General features: G+C 59.1%; 27 protein-coding genes. 13 read left to right on the top strand and 14 right to left on the bottom strand.

Features of this window, described 5'->3' with window-relative positions; genetic code table 11:
* Window positions 1-18: 18 nt before the first annotated feature.
* From AC2FJF_RS13035 to AC2FJF_RS13025, 3 genes are read right to left on the bottom strand one after another with little or no spacing between them, the layout of a single operon-like run.
* Window positions 19-471, bottom strand: coding sequence for a DUF6173 family protein (locus AC2FJF_RS13035; RefSeq protein WP_058273581.1), 453 nt, complete (start codon window positions 469-471; stop codon window positions 19-21).
* 4 nt (window positions 472-475) lie between these two features.
* Window positions 476-1,522 carry an MBL fold metallo-hydrolase gene (locus AC2FJF_RS13030; protein WP_496725788.1) on the bottom strand — a complete coding sequence of 349 codons (1,047 nt, stop codon included), beginning with the start codon at window positions 1,520-1,522 and terminating at the stop codon, window positions 476-478.
* Window positions 1,522-3,225, bottom strand: coding sequence for an acyl-CoA dehydrogenase family protein (locus tag AC2FJF_RS13025; RefSeq protein ID WP_496725787.1), 1,704 nt, complete (start codon window positions 3,223-3,225; stop codon window positions 1,522-1,524). Before AC2FJF_RS13025 ends, AC2FJF_RS13030 begins: the two co-directional genes overlap by 1 nt.
* Before the next feature lie 137 nt (window positions 3,226-3,362).
* On the opposite strand from AC2FJF_RS13025, the gene AC2FJF_RS13020 reads away from it, so the two are divergent.
* Window positions 3,363-4,313 (top strand): L-threonylcarbamoyladenylate synthase, encoded by a 951-nt coding sequence (locus AC2FJF_RS13020; RefSeq protein ID WP_496725786.1) that lies wholly within the window; start codon window positions 3,363-3,365, stop codon window positions 4,311-4,313.
* Here AC2FJF_RS13020 and AC2FJF_RS13015 read toward each other — a convergent pair whose 3' ends face one another.
* The gene (locus tag AC2FJF_RS13015; RefSeq protein ID WP_109312945.1) at window positions 4,314-4,868 is read right to left on the bottom strand and encodes a YqgE/AlgH family protein; all 555 of its coding nucleotides are present in this window, start codon (window positions 4,866-4,868) and stop codon (window positions 4,314-4,316) included.
* A 145-nt stretch (window positions 4,869-5,013) separates the two neighbouring features.
* On the opposite strand from AC2FJF_RS13015, the gene AC2FJF_RS13010 reads away from it, so the two are divergent.
* Both AC2FJF_RS13010 and AC2FJF_RS13005 read left to right on the top strand, forming a co-directional pair.
* On the top strand, window positions 5,014-5,820 hold the full coding sequence (locus tag AC2FJF_RS13010) for a protein-disulfide reductase DsbD domain-containing protein (protein ID WP_496725785.1): 807 nt from the start codon (window positions 5,014-5,016) through the stop codon (window positions 5,818-5,820).
* A 13-nt stretch (window positions 5,821-5,833) separates the two neighbouring features.
* The gene (locus AC2FJF_RS13005; protein ID WP_058273587.1) at window positions 5,834-6,253 is read left to right on the top strand and encodes an NUDIX hydrolase; all 420 of its coding nucleotides are present in this window, start codon (window positions 5,834-5,836) and stop codon (window positions 6,251-6,253) included.
* Here the strand turns inward: AC2FJF_RS13005 and AC2FJF_RS13000 are convergent.
* From AC2FJF_RS13000 to AC2FJF_RS12970, 7 genes are all read right to left on the bottom strand, one after another.
* Window positions 6,250-9,648, bottom strand: coding sequence for an efflux RND transporter permease subunit (locus AC2FJF_RS13000; protein WP_496725784.1), 3,399 nt, complete (start codon window positions 9,646-9,648; stop codon window positions 6,250-6,252). The two genes, AC2FJF_RS13005 and AC2FJF_RS13000, sit on opposite strands and share 4 nt — an antisense overlap.
* A gap of 5 nt (window positions 9,649-9,653) precedes the next feature.
* Window positions 9,654-11,108: an efflux RND transporter periplasmic adaptor subunit gene (locus AC2FJF_RS12995; RefSeq protein ID WP_496725783.1), complete on the bottom strand. Its 1,455-nt coding sequence runs from the start codon at window positions 11,106-11,108 to the stop codon at window positions 9,654-9,656.
* Window positions 11,109-11,214: 106 nt separating this feature from the next.
* Window positions 11,215-11,757, bottom strand: a complete 543-nt coding sequence (gene moaB / locus AC2FJF_RS12990; protein WP_496725782.1) for a molybdenum cofactor biosynthesis protein B — start codon at window positions 11,755-11,757, stop codon at window positions 11,215-11,217.
* Window positions 11,758-11,763: 6 nt separating this feature from the next.
* The gene (locus tag AC2FJF_RS12985; RefSeq protein WP_496725781.1) at window positions 11,764-12,384 is read right to left on the bottom strand and encodes a LysE family translocator; all 621 of its coding nucleotides are present in this window, start codon (window positions 12,382-12,384) and stop codon (window positions 11,764-11,766) included.
* Window positions 12,381-12,980 carry a metallophosphoesterase family protein gene (locus AC2FJF_RS12980; RefSeq protein ID WP_496725780.1) on the bottom strand — a complete coding sequence of 200 codons (600 nt, stop codon included), beginning with the start codon at window positions 12,978-12,980 and terminating at the stop codon, window positions 12,381-12,383. Before AC2FJF_RS12980 ends, AC2FJF_RS12985 begins: the two co-directional genes overlap by 4 nt.
* Complete coding sequence (locus AC2FJF_RS12975; RefSeq protein WP_496725779.1) at window positions 12,977-13,744, bottom strand: uracil-DNA glycosylase; 768 nt, start codon at window positions 13,742-13,744, stop codon at window positions 12,977-12,979. The genes AC2FJF_RS12980 and AC2FJF_RS12975 overlap by 4 nt, the downstream gene beginning before the upstream one ends.
* Before the next feature lie 10 nt (window positions 13,745-13,754).
* Window positions 13,755-14,093 carry a hypothetical protein gene (locus AC2FJF_RS12970; protein ID WP_496725778.1) on the bottom strand — a complete coding sequence of 113 codons (339 nt, stop codon included), beginning with the start codon at window positions 14,091-14,093 and terminating at the stop codon, window positions 13,755-13,757.
* A 410-nt stretch (window positions 14,094-14,503) separates the two neighbouring features.
* On the opposite strand from AC2FJF_RS12970, the gene AC2FJF_RS12965 reads away from it, so the two are divergent.
* From AC2FJF_RS12965 to AC2FJF_RS12935, 7 genes are all read left to right on the top strand, one after another.
* Complete coding sequence (locus tag AC2FJF_RS12965) at window positions 14,504-15,439, top strand: aspartate carbamoyltransferase catalytic subunit (protein WP_170562579.1); 936 nt, start codon at window positions 14,504-14,506, stop codon at window positions 15,437-15,439.
* Window positions 15,436-15,954 carry a hypothetical protein gene (locus AC2FJF_RS12960; RefSeq protein ID WP_496725777.1) on the top strand — a complete coding sequence of 173 codons (519 nt, stop codon included), beginning with the start codon at window positions 15,436-15,438 and terminating at the stop codon, window positions 15,952-15,954. Before AC2FJF_RS12965 ends, AC2FJF_RS12960 begins: the two co-directional genes overlap by 4 nt.
* Window positions 15,939-16,325: a hypothetical protein gene (locus tag AC2FJF_RS12955; RefSeq protein ID WP_496725776.1), complete on the top strand. Its 387-nt coding sequence runs from the start codon at window positions 15,939-15,941 to the stop codon at window positions 16,323-16,325. Before AC2FJF_RS12960 ends, AC2FJF_RS12955 begins: the two co-directional genes overlap by 16 nt.
* Complete coding sequence (gene pyrC, locus AC2FJF_RS12950; RefSeq protein ID WP_496725775.1) at window positions 16,322-17,602, top strand: dihydroorotase; 1,281 nt, start codon at window positions 16,322-16,324, stop codon at window positions 17,600-17,602. The genes AC2FJF_RS12955 and pyrC overlap by 4 nt, the downstream gene beginning before the upstream one ends.
* Entirely contained in the window at window positions 17,602-18,207 is a 606-nt protein-coding gene (gene plsY, locus AC2FJF_RS12945) for a glycerol-3-phosphate 1-O-acyltransferase PlsY (RefSeq protein WP_496725774.1), read from the top strand. Before pyrC ends, plsY begins: the two co-directional genes overlap by 1 nt.
* On the top strand, window positions 18,204-18,470 hold the full coding sequence (locus AC2FJF_RS12940; protein WP_282169849.1) for a hypothetical protein: 267 nt from the start codon (window positions 18,204-18,206) through the stop codon (window positions 18,468-18,470). Before plsY ends, AC2FJF_RS12940 begins: the two co-directional genes overlap by 4 nt.
* 195 nt (window positions 18,471-18,665) lie before the next feature.
* Window positions 18,666-19,139: a YHS domain-containing (seleno)protein gene (locus tag AC2FJF_RS12935; RefSeq protein WP_058273690.1), complete on the top strand. Its 474-nt coding sequence runs from the start codon at window positions 18,666-18,668 to the stop codon at window positions 19,137-19,139.
* A 92-nt stretch (window positions 19,140-19,231) separates the two neighbouring features.
* On the opposite strand, the gene AC2FJF_RS12930 is transcribed toward AC2FJF_RS12935, so the two are convergent.
* Window positions 19,232-20,215, bottom strand: a complete 984-nt coding sequence (locus AC2FJF_RS12930) for a quinone oxidoreductase family protein (protein WP_496725773.1) — start codon at window positions 20,213-20,215, stop codon at window positions 19,232-19,234.
* A gap of 191 nt (window positions 20,216-20,406) precedes the next feature.
* Here AC2FJF_RS12930 and AC2FJF_RS12925 point away from each other — a divergent pair, with 191 nt between their 5' ends.
* Window positions 20,407-21,264 (top strand): DUF2189 domain-containing protein, encoded by an 858-nt coding sequence (locus AC2FJF_RS12925; RefSeq protein ID WP_109313012.1) that lies wholly within the window; start codon window positions 20,407-20,409, stop codon window positions 21,262-21,264.
* A 35-nt stretch (window positions 21,265-21,299) separates the two neighbouring features.
* On the opposite strand, the gene AC2FJF_RS12920 is transcribed toward AC2FJF_RS12925, so the two are convergent.
* On the bottom strand, window positions 21,300-22,286 hold the full coding sequence (locus tag AC2FJF_RS12920) for an NAD(P)H-quinone oxidoreductase (RefSeq protein ID WP_496725772.1): 987 nt from the start codon (window positions 22,284-22,286) through the stop codon (window positions 21,300-21,302).
* 55 nt (window positions 22,287-22,341) lie between these two features.
* On the bottom strand, window positions 22,342-23,034 hold the full coding sequence (locus AC2FJF_RS12915; protein ID WP_496725771.1) for a COQ9 family protein: 693 nt from the start codon (window positions 23,032-23,034) through the stop codon (window positions 22,342-22,344).
* A gap of 111 nt (window positions 23,035-23,145) precedes the next feature.
* On the opposite strand from AC2FJF_RS12915, the gene rpsU reads away from it, so the two are divergent.
* Window positions 23,146-23,352: a 30S ribosomal protein S21 gene (rpsU, locus tag AC2FJF_RS12910; RefSeq protein WP_005614280.1), complete on the top strand. Its 207-nt coding sequence runs from the start codon at window positions 23,146-23,148 to the stop codon at window positions 23,350-23,352.
* A gap of 292 nt (window positions 23,353-23,644) precedes the next feature.
* A partial coding sequence (locus AC2FJF_RS12905; protein ID WP_496725770.1) for a CAP domain-containing protein occupies window positions 23,645-24,504 on the top strand: 860 nt, incomplete at its 3' end.

Raw genomic sequence — 24,504 nt, 5'->3', positions numbered from 1 at the left:
GAATTGCAAGTCAGGTGATCAGCTTTCTTCCAGATCCGCCGCCAGACGGAACCCGATCCGGTTGGCAGGTTTATCCTCAACCGATTTGGGCAGGGCCCGCAGCATCACGTTCAGCTGGCTGACATGTTGTACAAGCTGAGTGCGCGCGCCGGTCGCATCCGATCCGTAAAAGGTGATGATATCGGGATCAAAATACCCCATCCCCTCGATCCGCATGACGCCTGCGTCGCCGCCGGTGAATCCCATCGCAACCTCTTGGTCGCCTGTCAGGGTCTTCTCGAAATTCTGGATATAGAGGATCAGACGTTCATACGCCCATTGCGCGGGGCTTTTTGTTTCAACCGGTTTTTGCAACGGACCGGGCAGGTCTTTTGCGCCTGACTTTGCTTCGGGGTCGGAATGCACTTCGTAGCAGCGCGGCAAAGCTGCGGCTTCGGCGGCCTCGGCCGAGGTTTCGATCTGATCCTGCATAGCTTTACCCTTTGCGCTGAAACTCCCACGCCCCGTCCGCGCGGCGCGTCCGGGTGACAGCTCCAATGTGGTAAAGATGGTTCAGATGTGCAACCGCTTCGACCAGCGCAAGCCCATACTCGCCACCGCTGATCTGCCGTTTGAACAAGGGCATGAAACATTCGGCAGCGGTCTTTGGCTGGTCCAAATACTTTTCCAAACGATCCAATGCGCTGTGGTGATTGTCGATCAGTTGCCTCATCCGGATGGGCAACCCGGTGAATGGCAACTTATGCCCGCCCAGCGCCAGATGATCGGGTCGCGCCAGCCCCTGAAGCCGTTCGCAGGCCTCAAGCCATTCAGCAACCGGATCCGCCAGAGGTTCGGTGACATAGACACCCAGGTTGGGACTGATCGAACTGAGGATCTGATCGCCGGTGATCACCAGATTGTCGTTTCGGCTCCAGAACGTGGCGTGTTCTGGTGCATGACCATTGCCCATATGAACATCCCAATCGCGCCCACCCATGCGGATCACACTGCCTTGTTTGATCCGAGTGAAACCCAGTGGCATCGGATAAACAGTGTCGCAATAATTGAACGGGCGCTCGGCCATCCGCTTGGCCAGAACGTCGGGCGCCATTCCTGCACTGCGGTAATAGTCTAGCGTCTCCTGGGGCCAGCTTTCCTGAACATCCAGCTGTAGCATCCGCGAAAACAGCCAGGCCGTTCGCGACGCCACCAATTCCACGCTATGTTCGGATTGGAACCAACCCGCATTGCCCACGTGATCGGGGTGATGATGAGTCACAACCACCCGCGTGATCGGCTTGCCAGCCAACGGGCCTGCCATCAGCTTTTCCCAGATGCGCCGTGTTTTGTTCGACGACATTCCTGTGTCGATCACGGTCCAGCCGTCGCCATCGTCCAGCGCATAAATGTTAACGTGATCCAGCGCCATGGGCAGCGGCAAACGCATCCACAGAACACCTTCGGCAATCTCGGTCGCCTCGCCCTCGGCCGGAGGCTCTGACCAGGGATATCTGATCGCCAAAGGGGTATCTCCGTCCATCAGGATACAAACTCCTCAGCGCTGAGCCCGAATACATCATCTGCCCCGTTCTGTGCTTGAACAAGCAGCCCAGCATATTCAGGCAACAGCGCGTTAATGTAATACCGGGCCAGCTTAAAGCGCGGGCCACTCGGTTCAGCCAAAGCCGACTTCAGGTGGTAATGTGCACCCAAAACGCGGGCAAAGGCATGCAGATAGGGCAACGCCCCGGCAAACCGGTTGTTCATATCAGACTGCGCCACCATCCACTCGGTCGTCTCGCGCAAGCTTTCGGTCGCTTCCCAAACCGGGCCAGCCAGTTCGGGCATGGTCGCCCGGGCCTGTTCTGCATGATCTTCGATCTCATCCAGCAGGCGCGCGGCCGCCTCTCCGCCATCCATCATCTTGCGCGCCACCAAATCCATCGCCTGAATACCGTTGGTGCCTTCGTAGATCGCGGTCACGCGGACGTCGCGATAATACTGAGCCGCACCGGATTCCTCGATGAAGCCCATACCGCCATGGACCTGAACACCGGTCTCAGATACGCGCATTCCCGTCTCGGTGCCAAAAACCTTGCCAATCGGCGTCAAAAGAGCGGCACGAGACATCCAATCGGCGTCGCCCGTTGCGTTGGCCATATCGATGGCTGCGGCGTTGGCCAGCATAATCGCACGCGCAGCGAAAGTGTCAGCACGCATGCTCATCAACATCCGACGCACATCCGCGTGGTCGATAATGGTGCCCGAGGGAGTTTTGCCCTGTTTCCGCTCCAACGCATAGGCCAGCGCGTGCTGATAGGCACCTTCGGCTGCACCCACACCCTGACCACCGACGCCCAGACGCGCGTTGTTCATCATGGTGAACATCGCGGCCATGCCGCCATGTTCCTTGCCTACAAGCCAGCCTTTGGCACCGTCAAACTGCATCACGCAGGTTGGTGAGCCGTGCAGGCCCATCTTGTGCTCGACCGATACGACCTTCAGGTCATTGGCCACACCGGGATTGCCGTTCTCATCTGGCAGCAGTTTGGGCACCAGGAACAGCGAAATACCCTTGGTTCCGGGAACGCCATCGGGCAGGCGCGCAAGTACCAAATGGCAGACATTCTTAGCAAAATCGTTGTCACCCCATGAGATAAAGATCTTCTGCCCCGTGATGGCATATGTGCCGTCACCATTCGAGATCGCTTTTGATGTCAACGCCCCCACATCTGACCCAGCCTGCGGCTCGGTCAGGTTCATCGTCCCCGACCATTCACCCGCCATCATCTTAGGCAGATAGAGCGCCTTGAGCTCATCGCTGGCGTGATGTTCCAGAGCTTCGATCTGGCCCTGTGTCATCAGCGGCGCAAGTTGCAGCGAAAGGCAGGCGGCAGACATCATTTCATTCACGGCGGTGGTCAACGTCATCGGCAGACCCATGCCGCCATAATCCGGATCACCACTCATTCCGACCCAGCCGCCTTCGGCTATGGCTTTCCAGCAATCAGCATACCCGGTCGAGGTACGCAGCACGCCGTTTTCCAAGCGCGCGGGCTCAAGATCACCGGGGCGTTGCAGAGGGGCCATTACCTCTTCGCACAGTTTTCCGGCTTCGGTCAGAATGGCACTGACCACATCGTCGCTGGCTTCCGAGAATTTCTCGGTGGCAGCGATCCTGTCATAATTGACCGCGTGGCGGAACAAGAATTCATAATCAGAGATTGGGGCGCGATATGGCATGTCTTCCCTCTAGGCTGTCTGATTGCGTTTACGCCGACGGGCTTGGAATTTCCACCGCCCACCTTTATGCATCTGGGTTCCACCGATTAGGTATCGGTCCAAATGCTATACGCAATCAAAACGCGGCGTCACCACCAATGATCCCCAACGGCACTCTGACATTAAACGCCGATCCTGCCGGAATCGCGCAGGCGGCAGACTTGCTGCGCCAGGGTCTTCTGGTGGCTTTCCCGACCGAGACGGTCTACGGCTTGGGCGGCGATGCCCGTAACGGAGAAGCGGTGGCAAGCATCTATGCCGCCAAGGGACGACCCAGCTTCAACCCGCTGATTGCGCATGTGGCTTCGGTCGAAGCAGCCCAGCGGTTCGTGACATGGTCCGATCAGGCAGAGGCTTTGGCAGGGGCATTCTGGCCCGGACCGCTGACCCTGGTTCTGCCACTGCGACCGGATCACGGGATTTCATCGCTGGTAACGGCTGGGCTGGACACGCTCGCGGTGCGGGTTCCTGCCCACCCCGCAGCGCGTACGCTGCTGTCCGAATTCGACGGCCCGGTCGCCGCGCCTTCGGCCAACCCATCCGGACAAATCAGCCCAACGACCGCCGCGCACGTCCAGTCCGGGTTGAATGGGCGCATTGCCGCGGTGCTGGATGATGGGCCTTGCGGGGTCGGGTTGGAAAGCACCATCGTGGGCGTTGCGGGCGAGCCTGCCCTTTTGCGCCCCGGCGGTGTTGCGCTGGAGCAGATTGAGGCGGTTCTGAAAACTCAATTGCACCACCACCAGCCGGGTGATGCGCTGAACGCGCCCGGTCAGTTGCAATCGCATTATGCGCCGGACGCGCCCGTTCGTCTGAACGCCAGCACCGCCCAAGGCGACGAAGTTCTGCTGGGGTTTGGCGCGGTAGACTGCGATCTGAACCTGTCAGCGAAAAGTGATCTTGCCGAGGCCGCTGCCAACCTGTTCGCCGCGCTGCACAGCCTGAATGACACTGGCAGACCAATTGCTGTGACGCCCATTCCGATACATGGTTTGGGTGCGGCCATTAACGACCGCCTACGCCGCGCCGCAGCCCCGCGTAACGGCTGATTAGGCGCGTCCAGACTCGGCTGACAGGATCAAGGGATCAACGCCCAAAGTCGCAAGCGCACCTCCCCATTTTTCATCATCAGCTACATCGAAGACCAGCTTGGACGACGCCTCGGTCGTGAGCCAGCCGTTCATCGCTATCTCATCCTCAAGCTGCCCAGGTCCCCAGCCCGAATAGCCCAGCACCAAAGTGGAGTTCAAAGGCCCGCGCCCCGAGGCAAGATCCTCGAGGATATCCAGCGTTGCGGTCATGCTGAACTCATCCGTGATGTGCATGGAATGCAAGTTCGCCTCGTAATCCGAGCTATGCAGGACAAAACCACGCGACATCTCAACCGGGCCGCCGAAATGGACCAAACGTTCACCCACGACCGGAATCCGGCAAGGGATGTTGAGCTGACTCAACAGAGTTTTCAGCCGCAGATCCGAAGGTTTGTTGATAATCAACCCCATAGCACCATCTTCGCCATGGCTGCACAGGTACACCACCGAATGATCAAAACGCGGATCGCCCATGCCGGGCATCGCAATCAACAGTTTTCCGGTAAGATCCATGGGCGGACATCTCTTAACAGGTCTGTTTCAACAATGACCCTTGCTCACCCGGAATGGCAAGGGATCAGCACACATTTCCGCAGATTTCATCCTAGTGACCGGAACGTGACTTGGAATCTGCGCCGCAACCGCGCATTTATGAACCATGAGCGTTAAAAAGATATTGTCGGCGATCGCCCTTGCCATCGGCGTGGCCTTACCTGCGGCAGCGCAGGTAAAAGGCCCTGTTGCTGAGTTGGACATTCTGGACGGCGGACGTACAGCGAAGGGTACATATTTGAGCGCCGTGCGCGTGACGCTGAAAGACGGTTGGAAAACCTATTGGCGTGCGCCGGGGGATGCTGGAATCCCACCGGAATTCAACTGGAACCGCTCGGACAATGTTGGCGATGTGTCGATTACGTGGCCCGCACCGGATGTCTTTGACCAGAACGGGCTGCAATCGATCGGCTATGAAAACCAACTGGTTCTGCCGGTCGAGATCACGCCGAAAAACCCGGCGCGGCCCGTACGGCTGCAAGGAACAATGGATCTCGGCGTCTGCAAGGATGTCTGTATCCCCGAACAACTGGAATTCGACCATACTCTGGACGCAGAAGCCGGGCGCAACCCGACCATCGCCGCAGCGCTTGCCCAGAGACCCTTTTCTGAACGAGAAGCCAACGTGGCCCAGGCAAGCTGTCACCTGTCGCCAACAGCCGACGGGATGCAGATCGAGGCACGGGTGACAATGCCTTCTGCCGGCGGGCGCGAGGTTGCGGTGATTGAGCCGGGGAACCCTGCGCTGTGGGCATCGCAGACCGAGACAACGCGGACCGGGAATACTCTGATCGCAACCTCTGAGGTGATCAACGCAACAGGCGGGCCATTTGCGCTGGATCGGTCGGAAATTCGGATCACCGTGTTGGGTGCAAATCACGCAGTCGACATTCGGGGATGCAGCGCAAGCTGAGCCCGGTGATTTCATGACACAAACCCCGAAAATCGGCGCTTTGGCAGTAGTCCTGCATCAGGACCAAGTGCTGCTGGTTCAACGCAGCAAGCAACCTGATGCTGGGCTATGGGGGTTTCCTGGGGGTCACGTGGAATGGGGCGAGACTGTTTTGCAAGCCGCGCAAAGAGAGCTGCGCGAAGAAACCTCGGTCATTGCAGACCCACAGCACTACTTAGACAATCTTGATTTGCTGCGCTGGAACGAAAACGGCGACGTCCAGACACACTACCTGCTGGTAGGCGTGGCCTGTCAGTATCAAACCGGCGACCCCATTGCAGGTGACGACGCGCTCGATGCGCGTTGGTTCCCTGTGGATCAGATCCGCCGCGGCGAACTAGAGATGAGCAACCGCGTCATCGATCTGCTGGAAACCGCCCTGCGCCGGACTTAGGTCGCGGGCCTTTTGAGCCGGGTATAAAGCAAGCCTGAGACTGCCACGCTGAGGAACAGTATCAGCGCGGCACCTGTAACGAATGCGCCCAAGCCCATCCGAAGAATAGCCATGCCTTCCTCGCCCGCATAAAGCCCGGACAAGAACCCGATGGGCGCGCCGTAAATTGCGGGCCACACCATCGTGACCGTAAACCATGAAAGCAAGGCGAGGCCCGAACACGCCAACGTCCCCTGCACCACACGGTCCGGGGCACGTGCCGCCCGACGCATCGCGGTCATTGGGCGAGACAGATCGTTCAGAATTGCAAGCAACGCCGGGACTAGCAGCAGGACCAGCAACATTCCAAAGCCCAGCCCATAGACCAAAGTAATGACTGTGGGTTTGAGAAACTGCGCCTGCTGCGACCCTTCATACAGTAACGGGGTCAGCCCCAGAACCGTGGTCAGCGTCGTCAGCATCACAGGCCGCAACCGGTCTGCGGTGCCTTCAACTATCGAAGGCACAAGCCCGCGCTCTTTCTGGTAGTCGTCGATGGTCGTCACCAAAACAATCGAGTCGTTGATGATGATCCCCGTCATCCCCAGCAGACCAACGACCGTGAACATGCTTAGCGGAACCTCCCACAGGTAGTGCCCCCAGATCGCGCCGACCAACCCAAATGGGATAATCGCCATCACCACCAGTGGCCGCGTCCAGCTGGCAAACACCCAGGCCAAAACAAGATAGATGCCCGTCAGGCACAGGATCAGGCCAGTGCGCGCCTCGGACAGGAACTCGTCTTCCTGTTCGCTCAGACCGGCCATCCGCCATTCGACCTGTCGTTCCGAGGCGATTTTCGGCAGGATTTCCTCGCCCATGGCACGTGCAATCTCAGCCGCGCGCGTCGGGTCATCTTCCGAGATGTCGCCATTCACCGATATCACCCGCAGGCCATTTTCACGCCGGACGGTCGAGAAGCCGGACTTTCGCTCGACCGACACGATATCGGCCAACGGCACATACACTCCATCGGGTGTACGCATCAGAGTGCGCTCCAGGAAATCGGCGGTCAGCTCTCCTTCGGGCAGTTCAACCCTGATCTCGGCACTGCGCGGGCCATCCGGGAAGGTCGCCGCCTCGATCCCGTTCAACCGGTCGCGCAACACGCGCCCCAGCGTTTCGATCCTGAAACCCAGCGACTGACCCTGCGCTGTCAGGTCCAGAATGTACTCTTCCTTGTCATAGGCAAGATTGTCTTCCAGCGCCGAAACTTCAGGGTATTTCGAAAGCTCGGTCTGCAAGTCCTCTGAGGCGGATTTGAGCGTGTTCACATCCGCGCCATAGAACTGGACATCAATGGCATCACCACCGGGACCCGACCGCCAACCGCGGAAACTGAGCAGTTCAACCTTCGGGTGGCGCGGTACAAAATCTTGTAGCTCACCCACAAACTCAAAGCTGGAATAGGGGCGCAGATCCGCGTCGATCAGCTCGATGGAAATACCACCCAGCAAATCTGCGTCTTTTCCATCAGCGGCCGCCAATCCCCAACCTGCGGACCCGCCCACCTCGGCCAGCACATAGTCGATCGGGTTACGACCGTGGCGGTCTTCATAGATCTGGCCCAGCTCTTCGGTCGCCCGCTGCAGCTCATGCATCATGGCCACAGTCTCGGCGCGGGTGGCGCCTTCGACCATTATGAAATTGCCCGTAACTGAACCGCGCTCGGGTGCGTTGAAAAACCGCCAGTTCACATCACCTCGAATGAACAGGGCAACCTGGCTGGCCAGGATCACCACCATCAATGCGACCACCACATAGCGCGCCCAGACGACCCAGGCGATCAGCGGTCGGAACAGATGATCGCGCACCCAGCGGAACCCGCGATTGACCACGCGATTGGGCAGGTCATACCAGTGCTCTTTGGTGGAATGCGCGATGGCGTGCGCCATGTGGTTCGGCAAGATCAGGAAACATTCGATCAGCGACGCAATCAAAACCGCGATAACGGTAAAGGGGATGTCACGGATCAACTCGCCAAACCGGCCGCCGACAAGGGTCAGGCCAAAAAAAGCGATCACTGTCGTCAGAGTCGCCGCAAAGACCGGCATCGCCATGCGCCGCGCCGCGCGTTCAGCGGCCACCATTGGGGCCTCACCTAATCGGCGCGCGCGGAAATCGGCATGCTCACCCACGACGATGGCGTCATCCACAACAATGCCCAATGTGATGATCAGGCCGAACAGGGACACCATGTTGATCGACAGCCCGCCGATATACATGAAGGCAATCGCGGCAGACATGGCAACCGGAATACCTGCTGCGACCCAAAAGGCAATCCGCGCGTTCAGGAACAGAAACAGCAAACAGACAACAAGGCCCAATCCGACGAGACCATTGTCGACCAGAATATCCAGACGATCGGTGATCGCCTGGGCGCGGGTTCGGATCAATTCGATCGTCACCCCTTCGGGAACGCTGGCTTGCATTTCCTTTACGACGTCTTCGACGGTGTGCTGAATTTCGATCGCGTCACCTAGATTCGAGCGATCTACGCGCACGGACATCGCCGGATTTTCGCCCACGAAGTAGCTGCGATTGCGATTGACCCCCTCCACACGGATCTGCGCCACATCACCCACCAGCAACTTGGATCCATCCGCAAAATTGCGCAGGGCGATGCCTTCGATTTCCTCGGGCGTGCGCTTTTCCGTGCCTGTGCGGATACGGGCGTTTGCGCCAGTCACATCACCCGCTGGGTTTGCGTTGACCTCAGCCGCTACGGCCGATGCGACCTCGGACAGTGTGATGTCGTTGGCAATCAGTTGTGCGGTCGGTATCTCGACCACGATGCGTGGCGCGGCAAGCCCCCGGATTGTGGTGCGCGTCACCCCGACCGCGAACAATCTGTTGATCAACTCGTCCGTGAACTTGGCCAGTTGATCAGGATCGACAGGCCCTGTCACAACCACATCTGTAACCCGATCCCGCCAGGCGCCCCGCCGGATTGTCGGTTCTTCGGCATCGTCGGGCAGGCTGGTTACACTGTCGACGGCAGTCCGGACCTCCTCGACAGCGCGGGACATGTCCCAGTTCGGCTCGAACTCCAGCCGAATGCTGGCGCGCCCCTCGCGCGAGGTTGCTTCGGTGCTGGCGACACCCTCGACCGCCAGCAAGGCAGGCTCGAGCACCTGAATGATCCCGTTGTCCACATCTTCGGGACCAGCCCCATCCCAGTCCACACTCACGTCGACACGTTCCAGAACCACATCGGGAAAGAACTGCGCCCGCATATTCGGGATTGCCGCCGCACCCAGTACCAGCATCACCAGCAGCAGCAGGTTTGCCACCGTTTTGTGACGCGTGAAGTAACTGAGGATGCCGCCTGCCGCGCTGGGGATCTCGCGCATCATGGCGCTTAACCCCCTGCCCGGTTTTCAAGCCGCTGAACTAATGAGGCCGGTACTTTGGCCTCACTCAATTGGCCCAGAACCCGTTCTTTGACGTCCTTTGGCATTCGCGTACTGGCCTCGACCTGAGCCACCAGCCGGGCGCGCTGTTCCTCGGACAGCTCAACCAGATCCGGTGCAGCCCCGGCGCTGTCATCTATCCGCAGGGGCCGGACACGTACGCCCGATCCCAGTAGAGGTGTCCGGCCGATCACGACCTCACGCCCCACCAGCCCATCGCCGCGCAGCAAAACCTCATCGCCCTGGCGCCGGATCAGTTGCACCGGAAGCGCTTCGAGCCTGTCATTTTCATCCAAAACCAACACCGTTCCGACCGCATCCAAGGCCGACGATGGCAACCGCACTACGTTGTCCAACGGTTGTTCCTGCACGGTGACAGTAACAAAGTCACCCGGCTTGAACCCCGACGCCTCATCCAGTCGGGCATAGATCAAACGCCCGGTCTGCCCTTCGCCCGCCGATCCGCTGTCGCGGCTAATGCGGCCTTGTGCGGTCAGGTCGGTGCCCGTGACCTCAAGCGAGATTGTCACCGGTGCGTCGATCAGATCACCGGCTGCGTCCAGCAATCGGACGTATTGCGCGGTTGAGACGCGGAATGCCACCTCCAACGCATTGGGGTCGACAAGTTCCGCCAGCTTTTCGTTCGCGGACACCAGCCGTCCTTCGACCAGCGTTACATCCGTCAATGTACCCCCGAACCGAGCGCGGATTGTCATATCATCCAGATCGCGTTCAGCAGCCTCAAGCGCAATGCGGGCTCGTGACAACAGGGTGGTCGCCTGATCGACGCGGGATTCTGCCTGAGCCAGCGCAATCCGCCGCGCCAGCACGGCCTGCTGCGCAGCTGCTTTTGCAAGCTCTGCCTCTTCCACAGATGCTGCGGCCCCGACGCCACGTGTCTGCAAATCCTGCTGACGCTGCAGGGCGCGACCACGCAGCTCTGCCTGTGCCTCGGCCGAATTCAATTCATCCTGCGCCAGCAGCAGCGACCGCTCCGCGTCACGCTCTTCAAACTGCGCGTCCAACAAATCAGATTTTGCCCGGTCCAACGCGGACTGGGCGTCTGCGGGATCAAGTTCAACCAGGACTTCGCCTGTTGTTACCACACCGCCATCTTCAAAATCTTCGGCCAGCCCGACAACACGCCCGCCCAGCGCGGCGCGCAGTTCTAACCTGCGACGGCTTTGAACCTCGCCAAAGGCTTCGAGATATGGGGTGACGGTTTCCAATTCCGCGGACCGAACAGAAACGGCAAAGACACGCTCGCGCGTCTGCGGTGCGGATTCTTCCCGCGTCAGAACGTCTTGCACGGCACCCGAAATCATCTGCGCAGCCACAAACAACAGGGCCACCGTCAACGACGTCAAAAAGACTCCAACAAGGCTTTGCCTCAGAAATCGCATATATAAATCACCCCGGTTGCATCAGGCTGCCATTAGCAAAAGGTAGCTGGGCAGCAAAAAATGCCAAGCCACAAAGCGGTTATGATCGGTTTAACGTGCGACCAGTCTACTTCCGTCGCAAATGTTCGTCCAATCTGGGCATTATTTCGACGAAATTGCAGGGACGGTGGCGATAATCGAACTGTTTCTCCAATATCCCGTCCCAGGCGTCCTTGCAGGCACCGGGACTGCCGGGCAATGCAAACAGGTAGGTGCCACCGGCCACCCCACCCGTCGCACGTGATTGCACGGCCGACGTACCAATCTTTTCCATGGATATGATTGTGAACACGGTGCCGAAAGCCTCGATTTCCTTCTCATAAACATCGCGATGCGCTTCGACCGTTACGTCGCGGCCCGTCAAGCCCGTACCACCGGTCGAAATCACCACGTCTATCTCAGGATCCGCGATCCAGACACGTAACTGTTCGGCGATCTGGGTGCGCTCATCCTGTATGATGCGGCGATCGGCAACCCTGTGCCCTGCTCCTTCGATGCGATCAACAAGTGTCTGGCCGGATTTGTCCTCATCCATCGACCGCGTATCCGAAACGGTAAGCACGGCGATACGGACCGGAATGAAGTCTTTGGTCTCATCAATGCGCGACATGTTTCCTCAGGCCCTTTCCAAGATGGCAAGCCGGATGGCGAGGGCTGTGAAGATCCCCCCGGTCACCCAGCCCATGATGCGTGAGGCGCGCGGGTTCGCGATCAGCACCCGCCCCGCACCACCGGCAAATATTCCAACAAGCCCGTTCACCACAAATCCGCCCAACGCAATGATGGACCCGAAAATCAGGAACTGCAGCAGGATCGATCCCGCCGCCGGGTCTACGAATTGCGGAATGAAGGCCAGTACGAACAGAATTACCTTGGGATTGGTCAGGTTCACCACCAGCCCGTCCCGGAATGCCAATTGGGTGGGACCGGACGGAGCATCCGCAAAGACCGCCCCATTGCGAAACGCCCCCCAGGCGAGGCACAGCAGATAAGCAACACCCATCCAGCGGATCACATCGAACAGCCAGGGCATCGTGGCCACCGCCGCTCCTAGACCAAGACCCGCTACCAGAACGTGAACCATCGATCCGGCGGAAATACCTGCGCTGGCGGCGATTGCAGGCCGCGCCCCGGACCGCAGCCCCTGCCCAAAGCAGAACATCATGTCGGCCCCGGGGGTCAGATTCAGGGCAATTGCCGCCGGGATAAACGCCAGCAGTGTAACTGTATCAATCACGTGGTGACCTCGAACCAATTTACCGTGGGGCCAAGATTGGCGATCTGCGTCACGCCGATTGCGCCTCGGTAGCCCCAACTGTCATGGATATGGCCACAAAGGGCAATTTGCGGCTGCAACCGCTCGATTGCGTCACGGACCGCCACCGAACCTACCGCATCGCCCGTCGATGTAAGATCGCCGTGACCCTTGGGCGGAGAATGGGCAATCAGGATGTCAGCCCCTTCACACCGGTCCAGCAACTCAGCCGCTTCGGGGTCCGTCAGATCACAGGACCACTCACCGAATGGTGTCACCGGCACGCCGTAACCAAGGCCAAACAGACGCAGCCCATCCACGGTCATGCCTGTGCCGTGCAAAACATGCACGCCTTCAGGCGCAGCGTCGGTCAGTTCACCTGCACTTTCGGCATTGCCCGGAACCAGAACCAGCGGCGCATTGATACCAGAGAGCATCGCCATCGCGTCATCCAGCCCTCGCCGCATGTTGCAATAATCTCCGGCTCCGATAACCAGATCAGCCTCATCGCTGGATGCAACGACGTCTGCGGCACGGTTTCGCGCCATATGCAGGTCCGAGAATGCGAGGATTTTCATGCCTTGCCCTCCAGCCTTGCTTTAAGTTCCAGCAAATCAGCCCATGCCTGCCGCTTCATCTGTGGCTGTCGCAGCAGATATGCAGGATGGAACATCGGGATAGCCGGCAAGTCCATCGCCTGATCCCACTGACCCCGAAGCCGCGTGATCCCCCGTTTGCCCAGAACAGCCTGACAGCTGATATTGCCCATCACCACCAGAACCTCGGGTTTGGCCAAGGCCACGTGCCGTTCGAGAAACGGCTTCATCATGCCAATCTCTTCGGGCTTGGGATCCCGGTTCTGCGGCGGACGCCAAGGCAGGACGTTGGTGATATAGACGTTTTCGGTTCGGTTTAGATCAATTGCCGCCAGCATCCGGTCCAACAACTGACCGGCGCGTCCGACAAAGGGCTTGCCCTCGCGGTCTTCATCGCGCCCCGGAGCCTCTCCGATAATCATCACCCTCGCACCCGGGGTGCCGTCGGCAAAGACCAACTGCCGCGCACCGCGCTTCAACTCGCAATGATCAAACGCGTCCATAGCCGCCTGCAACTGATCGAGCGTCCCTGCAGCCTGTGCCGCAGATTTCGCAACCGCAACCGGATCAAGCTGCTTGGGTTTTTCTGGTGCGGACTGGGCCTTTGCGGGTTTCTTGGCTTTGGGCGCGGAATCCGGCAACGCATAGCGATCCACCGGTGCATCACCGATCGCATCCGTCGCACCCAGTTCGATCTGCCATTCCAGCAGGGCGCGGGCAGTATGATAGTCCAAAGCCGATTCCATAACCCTCAATCTAACCACCTTTTGAAGGAGGGAAAGCGAATAGGCCTTGATTGGTCGGTCCGTCGCACCGACCATTGGCGTATTCATGTTGTTTGTATTGCGATTCTTTCTCATCAGTTTGCTGCTGACCATGCTCAGTGGCCCGGCCTCTGCGCAGTTTCAGGACCGATACGGGCAGTGCCGTGCCGGTCAGTTCAAATGCGGCAGTACCTGCTGTTCGGGCGGCCAAAGATGCAGCTTTGACGGGAACTGCATTCCGCTGGGCGGCACCTATTGCGGTGGCGGCAGAACCTGCGGCCCATTCGAGCGCTGCGTGGCGGGCGGCACCCGGTGCGCCCCAGCCGGGCAAAATAAGTGCAGATCGCGTCTGGATTGCCCCGGCGGTAGCATCTGCAACGCGCGCGGGGAATGCGAGAAGATAACGCCCGACATTCAGGAACTGCCTTCTCTAACGTGTGACGACGGTCGCATTTGCGGATCCGGATCGTCTTGCCTGCCGGGTGGCGGATGTACACGCCCTGGCTGGTATCTTTGCGAAAAAACCGGGTCTCAGTGCCGTCAGGGATTCAAATGTTCAAAAAACCAGGGATGTGTTCCTGTTAAGGCCATCGACTGCGGATACGGCAAGTGGTGCAAGCCCGGCGAACAGTGTCTGCCCGAAGGCGGGTGCGAGAAACTGCCAGAAGGATCTGATCCTTAGGTTGCCTTGGGCTGCGTGGCTTCTTATAAGCGGCGCGATTGTCAGACAGGAGCCCGCCAATGCGTTTCGCCCATCGTCACCTTCTTGGCATCGAACACCTGTCGCAATCCGATATCACTGCCATTCTCGATCTGGCCGAGAAATATGTCGACATGAACCGCCAGTCGACCAAGCATTCCGACGTGCTGTCAGGGCTGACGCAGATTAACATGTTCTTCGAGAACTCGACCCGCACGCAGGCCAGTTTCGAAATCGCGGGCAAGCGGCTGGGCGCGGATGTGATGAACATGGCGATGCAGGCCAGTTCGATCAAAAAGGGCGAGACGCTGATCGACACAGCGATGACGCTGAATGCGATGCACCCTGATCTGTTGGTGGTGCGCCACCCCCATTCCGGCGCGGTCGACCTGCTGGCGCAGAAGGTGAATTGCGCGGTGCTAAACGCAGGTGACGGCAAGCACGAACACCCGACGCAGGCTCTGCTGGACGCGCTAACCATTCGCCGCGCCAAAGGTCGCCTGCACCGGCTGAACATTGCGATCTGCGGCGATGTCGCTCATTCCCGCGTTGCCCGGTCAAACCTGATCCTGCTGGGCAAAATGGAAAACCGCATTCGCCTGATCGGGCCGCCGACATTGGTTCCGTCGCAATTCGCAGATTTTGGGGCCGAAATTTACGACGACATGAATGAAGGTCTAAAGGACGTCGACGTCGTCATGATGCTGCGCCTCCAGAAAGAGCGGATGGACGGCGGCTTTATCCCGTCGGAGCGGGAATACTACCACCGCTATGGCCTCGACGCTGCGAAACTGGCACAGGCCAAACCCGACGCCATCGTCATGCACCCCGGTCCGATGAATCGCGGGGTCGAGATTGACGGAACACTGGCAGACGACATCAACCGGTCCGTTATTCAGGAACAGGTCGAAATGGGCGTCGCCGTTCGTATGGCCGCAATGGAACTGCTGGCCCGCAACCTTGGTGAGGCCGCATGAGTGATCTGAACGTCGCCCCACATGAACACGGCGTCCTGCGCTTATTTCAACTCGGCATGCGCCCGGAAGAGGCAAAGTTCCTGCACGAACCCGGGGCGGCAGACCAGATTCTGGGTGTCGAGGGTCTGGATCTGACCCAGATCGACGTATTTCCTGTCTCGGACCTCGAGGAACTGGGTCTTTTTGGCTATCTCAACGAAGGGTGCGGCGTCCCTAAAGATCAGCTGGACCGGGCAGCGCTGGAAAGCATTGAAGGCTGGGTCATGGTCGTGCGCAGTGCTGCGTTTCAGGGACGTGCCGCCACTTTGCAACCGGACCCCAAAGTGCACCTGATTGGCCTTTACACTGAAGAGGCGACAAACTGGACCGGTGGAGCAATTAAAGCAGAAAGCGCGAAACCCTTCTCGGCCCCGCAAACCCCGCCAAAGGACGACAAACCCGGCCGTATTGGGTCGGCCATGCTGGCAGTGGTGGCGCTGGTGGTCATCGGAGGCATCCTGTGGCTGATCCTGTGACGTTCACCCCCGACAAAGGCGCGTATATCCGCACGAATACATGGCTGGCCGCCGGGGCCATGGCTGTCGCGATGATCGTGCTGTGGCTGGTCGGAAACCCCTACGTCTGGACCGGGGCGCCCGCGGGTCTTGCGGCCGTCGCCTTTCGCGCATGGTACCTGGCCTCAGAAGAACTGACCACCACATGGCAGATGACGGACACCACCCTAACCGGCCCGGGCCCGCGCAATGTGGCGCTGAACCAGATAGAGGCGGTCAACCTCATGGGCAGTTTTGTCCAGATCGTCACCAAGGGTGGCGACAAGCATCTGATTAAATATCAGGCTGACCCCGCAGCCACCAAAGCCGCCATCGAAAGAGCAATGGGATGAACAACACTATTTTCACCAACGCCCGCCTGATCGACCCGGAAACCGGCACCGACAGCCCTGGCTGGCTACATGTATCCGATGGTAGGATTACTGCGCGCGGCGAAGGGGTTGCTCCGGCGTCTGCGGCGCAGGTCGTCGATTGTGGTGGGCAATGCCTTGCCCCCGGTATCGTCGATATCGGCGTCAAGGTCTGTGAACCGGGTGAGCGGCACAAGGAAAGCTATAAATCCGCCGGTCTGGCCGCCGCCGCCGGTGGCGTGACCACGATCGTGACGCGCCCCGATACCAGCCCTGCCATCGACACGCCGGAAAGTCTGGAGTTCGTCACACGCCGGGCTCAGGCCGACACGCCGGTCAACGTCCTTCCAATGGCCGCGTTGACCAAAAGTCGCGAAGGTCGCGAGATGACTGAGATCGGGTTCCTGCAGGATGCGGGTGCCGTGGCCTTCACCGATTGTGATCACGTGATCGCCAACACCAAGGTGTTTTCCCGCGCCCTGACCTATGCCCGAGCCTGCGGCGCGCTGGTCATTGCTCACCCGCAAGAATCCATCCTCAGCAATGGTGCCGCAGCCACCAGTGGTAAGTTCGCCGTGTTGCGCGGCCTGCCCGCTGTTTCGCCAATGGCCGAGCGGATGGGGCTGGATCGCGACATCGCTCTGCTTGAGATGACCGGAGCCGCCTATCACGCGGACCAGATCACCACCGCCCGCGCCCTGCCCGCGTTGGAACGGGCGAAGCGGAATGGTCTGGACATCACCGCAGGCACGTCAATCCACCACCTGACGCTGAATGAACTGGACGTGGCCGACTATCGCACCTTCTTCAAGGTCAAGCCGCCGTTGAGATCCGAGGATGACCGACAAGCGGTGATCGAAGCGGTGCGGACCGGCCTGATTGATACGATCAGTTCCATGCACACGCCTCAGGATGAGGAAAGCAAACGCCTGCCGTTTGAAGAGGCGGCCTCCGGCGCGGTAGCGTTGGAAACCCTGCTGCCCGCCGCCTTGCGTCTGTATCATGCCGGGCAGTTGGACCTGCCGACACTGTTCCGTGCAATGGCCCTAAACCCGGCGAAAAGATTAGGGCTGGACAGTGGCCGTCTGTCCGAAGGCGCGCCTGCGGACCTGGTGCTGTTTGACCCGGATGTGCCCTTTGTGCTGGACCGGTTCTCGCTCAAATCCAAATCTCAGAACACACCGTTTGACGGCCAGCGCATGCAGGGTAAGGTCACCGCAACTTTCGTTGCAGGACAAGAAGTTTTCCGGAGACCCTGATGCCGATCATCGACAGCACAATGACCCAGCTGATCCTGTGGGCGGCACTTGGATATCTGATGGGATCGATCCCGTTTGGCATGGTCATGGCCAAGGTGATGGGGCTGGGCAACCTGCGCAACATCGGATCGGGCAATATCGGCGCAACCAATGTTTTGCGGACAGGCAACAAGACCGCCGCTGCCCTGACCCTGATCTTCGACGCCGCAAAAGGCGGAGTTGCCGTACTGTTGGCGCGTGCACTGGCGGGCGAGGATGCTGCGCAGATTGCCGCGCTGGCAGCACTTTTGGGCCATTGCTTTCCGGTTTGGCTGGGATTTAAGGGCGGCAAAGGGGTTGCCACGTTTCTGGGGATCTGGCTGGCGTTGGACTGGCGCGTCGGTGTGGCCTGTTGTTTGACTTGGTTGGTTGCTGCTGCAGTCTGGCGCATCTCATCCCTTGCGGCACTTGCGGCGGCGGCAACGTCCACTATCTGGGCCCTTCTGCTGACAGGTTCGCAAACGCTGCTACTGGCTGGCGTCCTGACCCTGTTGGTCTATTGGCGCCACAGCGCGAATATTGCCCGCATCAAATCCGGCACTGAACCAAAAATCGGGCAGTCTTGAGCGCCCCGAACGCCTTCCTTACCGCTTTTTTTGCCATCCCCAAGGGGTCATCGACCGGGCGTGCCCACGGCAGGCGGTATATCGTCAGTCGAACGGAATTTTCAGACGGCAAGTCGCAGAAACTTGTCGCACGCGCACTGGACGGCAGCGACTACATCAGCCTGAACCTTTATCTGACCAAACGCGGATCTCTTCTTCGCCCCTGCGAAATGCCCGCGGAAAAAGTCACCGAATTCGTTTTGGATCTGACGCCCGATACCTAAGGCCTACCCTGCATTTGTGAACAATGCCTCTTCGCCCCTGCACATTCACAATTGATTGCTTTGAACGTGATGAGCCGCCTGCCCACTTGGGTTCCGTGACGGCCAATTGCGGGTCTCACGGACAAAAAAACTCTTGGGTCGTCTGGGCGCAATTTTCTGCGCCACGTGGCGGCCCCTTCACGAAAGGTGAAAACAATGAACAAGTTCAAATCTCTTATCGGCGGCGTCGCTCTGTCTGTTGCCATTGCAAGCTCGGCTCTGGCCGCTGGTGTTGAACTGAACGCAAGCTCGACCGGTCTGGCCATGCAGGGCTATGATCCCGTTGCCTACTTCACCGCTGGCGAGCCGACCAAAGGTGACTACCGCATCACCACACTGCACAACGACGCAATGTATCGCTTTGCCAATGAAGAAAACAAAGCCGCGTTCGAAGAAAACCCCGAGGCCTACCTGCCTGCATATGGCGGCTATTGCGCATTCGGCGCTGCGATGGGCTTCAAGTTTGACGGTGACCCGACCTACTGGAAGATCGTCGACAACAAGCTGTACCTGAACCTGTCGCAAGACATCCAGCAGCGCTGGGAAGGTGACATCCCTGGTTTTGTCGAACAAGCCAGCGCCAATTGGGAAACTATCGCGGACAAAACACCGGCGGAACTGCAGCAATAATTTCTGACATTCCTAATAAAGGCGGCGGCAGAGTATTCTGCCGCCGCTTTTCGATTCAAGATCAACCACTAACGGGCCGGGTTCAGTCGGTCTTACGGTTCAAGAACCGTGCTGCCTGTGGTTTGACGCGCTTCAAGAACCCGGTGCGCCTCGGCTACCTGATCCAACGGGAACCGCTGATCGATGTGGATTTTGACCTCACCGCCTTCGACCTTGCCGAAAAGCCGCCGTGCCATTGCCTGACAGACGGAAGGGTCGGCGATATGGGTAAACAGGGTCGGTCGAGTGATTTTCAAGGATCCTTTCTTGCCCAGAATCCCGATATCCATCAAAGGAACCGGCCCTGAGGCATTGCCGAATGAGATCATCATTCCCAAAGGCTTCAGGCAGTCCAGCGAGCCATTGAACGTGTCCGCACCGATGGAATCCATGACTACATCCACGCCCTTGCCGCCGGTGATTTCGGCCACTCGATCGGCAAAGTTCTCAGTTCGGTAATTGATGCAATGCGCAGCCCCGTTGAACTGCGCAAGGCTGCATTTTTCGTCTGTTCCGGCTGTTCCGATCAGCGTGATGCCCTCGGACTTGGCCCATTGGCAGGCAATCAGACCAACGCCACCAGCAGCCGCGTGAAACAAAACCGTGTCACCCCGTTTCAAAGGCGTTGTCCGGTGAAACAGATACTCGACCGTCATCCCCTTGAGCATCATCGCCGCAGCCGCGTCAAAAGAAATCCCTTCGGACAACGGACATACTTGCGCCGCTGGCATCACGCGCGCCTCACAGTAGGCCCCGGCGGGTGCTGCGGCATAGGCCGCGCGCTGGCCCGGTTTCAGATGGGTAACACCTTCGCCAACGGCCTCAATCACACCTGCCGCTTCCATGCCCAGCGCGTGCGGTAAATCCATCGGGTACAACCCGGTACGCTGGTAGACATCAATGAAGTTCAGCCCACTGGCCCGGTGGCGGATGCGAACCTCGCCGGGTCCGGGGTCGCCCAAGGACCGGTCTTCGATCTTTAAAACTTCGGGGCCGCCGTGTTCGTGAATGACGACGGTTCTTGCCGTTTGCTGCATGCTGACCTCCTGTTGCCTGACGCCAAGCTAACACGACTGTGAAACAGGGCAATTGGAAGGTTTTTGCCGCCACGCAACCACAGCGCGAAAAACTGTGCTATACTGGGGTCTGAGCGTTGCCGGCTGGTCCGGCCAAAGGCAACCACCGCCGGATTCAACCCGTTGCGCACTGGCAAAGGGAGGGGATCAAGATGGCCAAAACAATAGGAAATCCGATCAGTTGGGCCGCCCGAAACATCGGCGCGACCGGCGATCATATTACCGAAAGCGTGCACCATATCGGCAGCGCGGACACCCGGCATCTGCCACAGGTGCAAACACTGACGATGCAGGACCTGAAGGCCTGTTTGCAGGCCGGGTACAATGATTTTCTGGAAACACGGGCGGATGCGATTTTCATCATACTGGTTTACCCGATCGCAGGTCTGCTGATGTTCGGGTTCGGCCTAAATCGCAACATGGTTCCCCTTCTGGCACCGCTGATCATGGGTTTCGCACTTGTCGGCCCGATCGCAGCCGTGGGCCTTTACGAAATCAGCCGTAAACGCGAGCAAGGCGGCGAGGTGCATTGGCTGGACGCCTTGGGCGTCTTCCGGTCCCCGTCCTTTGGAGCAATTCTGGCCTTGGGATTCTATCTGGTCATGCTGCTGCTGATTTGGCTGATGGTCGCGCAGAGCATCTATGTGCATACGCTTGGGCCGGATCTGCCCACCTCACTCGGGGCTTTCGTGACTCAGGTGTTCACCACGGGCGCAGGCTGGTCCATGATCATTTTCGGCAATGCGATCGGGTTTCTATTCGCGCTGGTCGCATTGGCCATGAGCGTCGTCAGCTTTCCATTGCTGCTAGACCGTCCAGTCGGTCTGCCTGTGGCGGTCGTGACGTCGGTCCGGGTGTTGCGGCATAACCCCGGGGTCATTTTGGCATGGGGATTCATCGTAGCGGCCCTGTTGATCATCGGAGCCATCCCGATGCTACTGGGGCTGATCGTTGTCATGCCAGTCCTGGGCCATGCAACCTGGCATCTTTACCGCCGCGCAGTGGTCTGATCGGAAAAAGCGCGGGATTTACCCGCGCCAGAGTTTTAACCAGCGACCTTGAGGACAATCTTGCCGATGTGACCCGAGCTTTCCATCCGCGCATGGGCGGCTGCCGCCTCGGCCAGATCAAACTCACTGTCCATGACGGGGGCCACCTTCCCAGCCTCCAGCAATGGCCAGACAGCCTCGCGCAAATCCTGCGCAATCTTTGCCTTTGCCAGATCGCTTTGCGGGCGCAGGGTGCTGCCAGTAAGGGTCAGGCGTTTGACCATCATCATTGCAAAGTTCAATTCGACCTTCGGCCCTTGCAGGAAGGCGATCTGAACCAGACGCCCATCTTCGGCCAAGGCTTTGACGTTGCGGGGGATATAGTCGCCACCAACCATGTCGAGGATCAGGTTCGCCCCACCTTCGGCGCGCATGACGCCCACAAAATCCTCATCCCGGTAATTGATCGCCTTCTCGGCGCCAAGGTTCACACAGGCCTCGCATTTCTCAGCAGATCCGGCGGTTGCAAACACCCGTGCACCAAACGCGTTCGCCAGCTGGATCGCTGTTGTGCCAATGCCGCTGGACCCGCCATGCACCAGAAAACGCTCACCTGCCTTCAGACCGCCGCGCGTGAAAACGTTGGACCACACAGTAAAGAAGGTTTCGGGCAGACACGCGGCCTCTTTCATCCCAATTCCCGAAGGAACTGGCAGACAATGCGCAGCGGGTGTGGCCACATATTCCGCATAACCGCCACCGGGCAGCAAGGCACAGACCTGATCGCCGATGGCCAGACCATCGACCCTCGCACCAACGGCAACAACCTCGCCCGATGCCTCAAGCCCCGGCAAATCGCTGGCACCCGGAGGCGGATCGTATGCCCCCGCACGCTGCAGCGCATCCGGGCGGTTCACGCCGGCATAGGCCACTTTCAGGATCACTTGTCCGGCTTGCGGTTCGGGCACGGGGCGGTCCGTCAGTTGCAGAACATCCGGGCCACCGGGTTTGGTGATTTCGACAGCGCGCATCATCTGGGTCATGGGCAAATCTCCTTTGCCCAATGCCTAGCAGGCAATTTATGGAAGGCCCAGACGCTTACTTGCGTGGGTTCAGCATCCCCGGCAAATCGGCCCGCATTTTCACGGGTGGCTTCACCTGACCGGCCAGCCAGTTTGGAACTGCCAGAAACGGTTTGAACAGCGGGTTACCATTCACCTGCGCTTTGATCTTTTCGATCTGCATGACGTTGTCTATCCGCCGATCCAGAAACTCCCATGTTTTCTGGTGATCGGGGGAATCGTCGCCCAGCCAGAACAGCAGGGTCGAGGAATAGACGCCCGACAATGTCGCCCGTTTCGTGTACCAGTTCACATCGTCCGATGTATCGCCCAGCGTGTCCCAGATCAGATCACAGGTCTGCCACAGCGCTTTTGCCCCATCGGCTGCATGCGTAGGCAGGGAAAACAACGTCATGCCCCGTCGTACCAGTTCCTTGTCCGGAACGGCCTCAAGCCGGAAGCGAACTGCGGCAGCGATTCGCTCTCGGAACTTCAACTCGCTCAGGTCTGAGGACTTCAGCCGATCCTCCATCGCCGCGTCACCGCGCGCATGGAACGCAAGCGCCAAATCAACTGCGCCGCGCGGACAGATCGCGCGCGCCAGAGTGTCATCCATATCGCAATCTAATATAGCCGCGCGAAAGCTGGCTTCGGACCAGCCGTCAAACGGCACATGGATCAAGACTGCGTCCAAAAGCTGCTGTTTTGCATCTTCGTAAGTGGTGGTCATGGCGGTTCTCCGGTTCTCAGAGCCAGTACTAGACAAGATAGAGGCGCTTTGCTATACGGCCAACTCCTGCAATTTCCTTGCAACTCTATCTAGAAAGGTGGTGACAACCACATGCAGGTTAGTGTTCGCGACAATAACGTCGATCAGGCGCTTCGTGCCCTGAAGAAAAAGCTGCAGCGCGAAGGCGTGTTCCGTGAAATGAAGCTTAAGCAACATTTCGAGAAACCGTCCGAGAAAAAAGCGCGCGAGAAGGCTGAAGCGATCCGTCGTGCCCGTAAACTGGCACGTAAGAAAGCACAGCGCGAAGGTTTGCTCTAAAACCTCGCTCGTCCAGCTTTGGATGACACTATTTGACGACCCCCGAGGCATCGCCCGGGGGTTTGTCGTTTCTAGGGTCGGATGATTTACGCCGACTCGGACCGCCCACGCGCGACAAGCTGCCATTTCCCCCTCAGCAACATTTTGCCCGGCATTTTGCAGCGCAGCGAATCCCGTGTCGGTAGCACTGACCTGCCAAAACTCGCCTCTGAACACGCCATCCCTATCAACGCGACACCGAGCCTTTGTAACTGGCGCCGTCTACCACGACAAAAACCAATCGGAGGCAAAAATGTCGACTGCAAGTAGTATCGAACGAGAAATGCTGGCGCTTATCAACCAAGAGCGCACATCGCGCGGGCTGGACCCCCTACAGCTTGAAACGCGCCTGAACGACTCGTCCGAGGATCACAGCGAATGGATGCTGGAAACGGACAGGTTCAGCCACACCGGCTCGGGTGGCAGCAGCGCCACACAGCGGATGGAAATGGCCGGTTTCGATTTCTCGGGCAACTGGCGGTCAGGTGAAAACATCGCCTGGCAATCCGAGCGCGGCGCGCCCGGTATCAGCGATGATGTCGCGCAGCTTCATCAGAACCTGATGAACAGCCCCGGCCATCGCGCAAATATTCTGAACCCCGACTTCAAATATATCGGAATCGGAATTGAAACCGGCGACATGCAAGGTTTCGACGCTGTGATGGTGACGCAGAACTTTGCTGCCACCCAGGGTGAGGTCATGCTGGACAACGGATCCACTACGCCGCCGGCTCCGACACCACCGGTTGAAGAAACCCCGCAGCCCGAAGAGCCCGTGGCCGAAGTACCTGATCCCGAGGTTACCGAGCCAGAGGAACCCGTAGCCGAAGTACCTGACCCCGAAGTTACAGAGCCCGAGGAACCGGTGGCCGAAGTACCTGATCCCGAAGTCACCGAGCCCGAGGAACCGGTGGCCGAGGTACCTGACCCCGAAGTCACCGAGCCCGAGGAACCGGTGGCCGAGGTACCTGACCCCGAAGTCACCGAGCCAGAGGAACCGGTGGCCGAGGTACCTGATCCCGAAGTCACCGAGCCAGAGGAACCGGTGGCCGAGGTACCGGAGCCAGAAATCACCGAGCCCGAGGAACCGGTGGCCGAGGTACCGGAGCCAGA

It is taken from the genome of Ruegeria sp. CDSB013, assembly GCF_059611165.1.
This window is presented reverse-complemented; position numbering and strand designations above follow the sequence as displayed.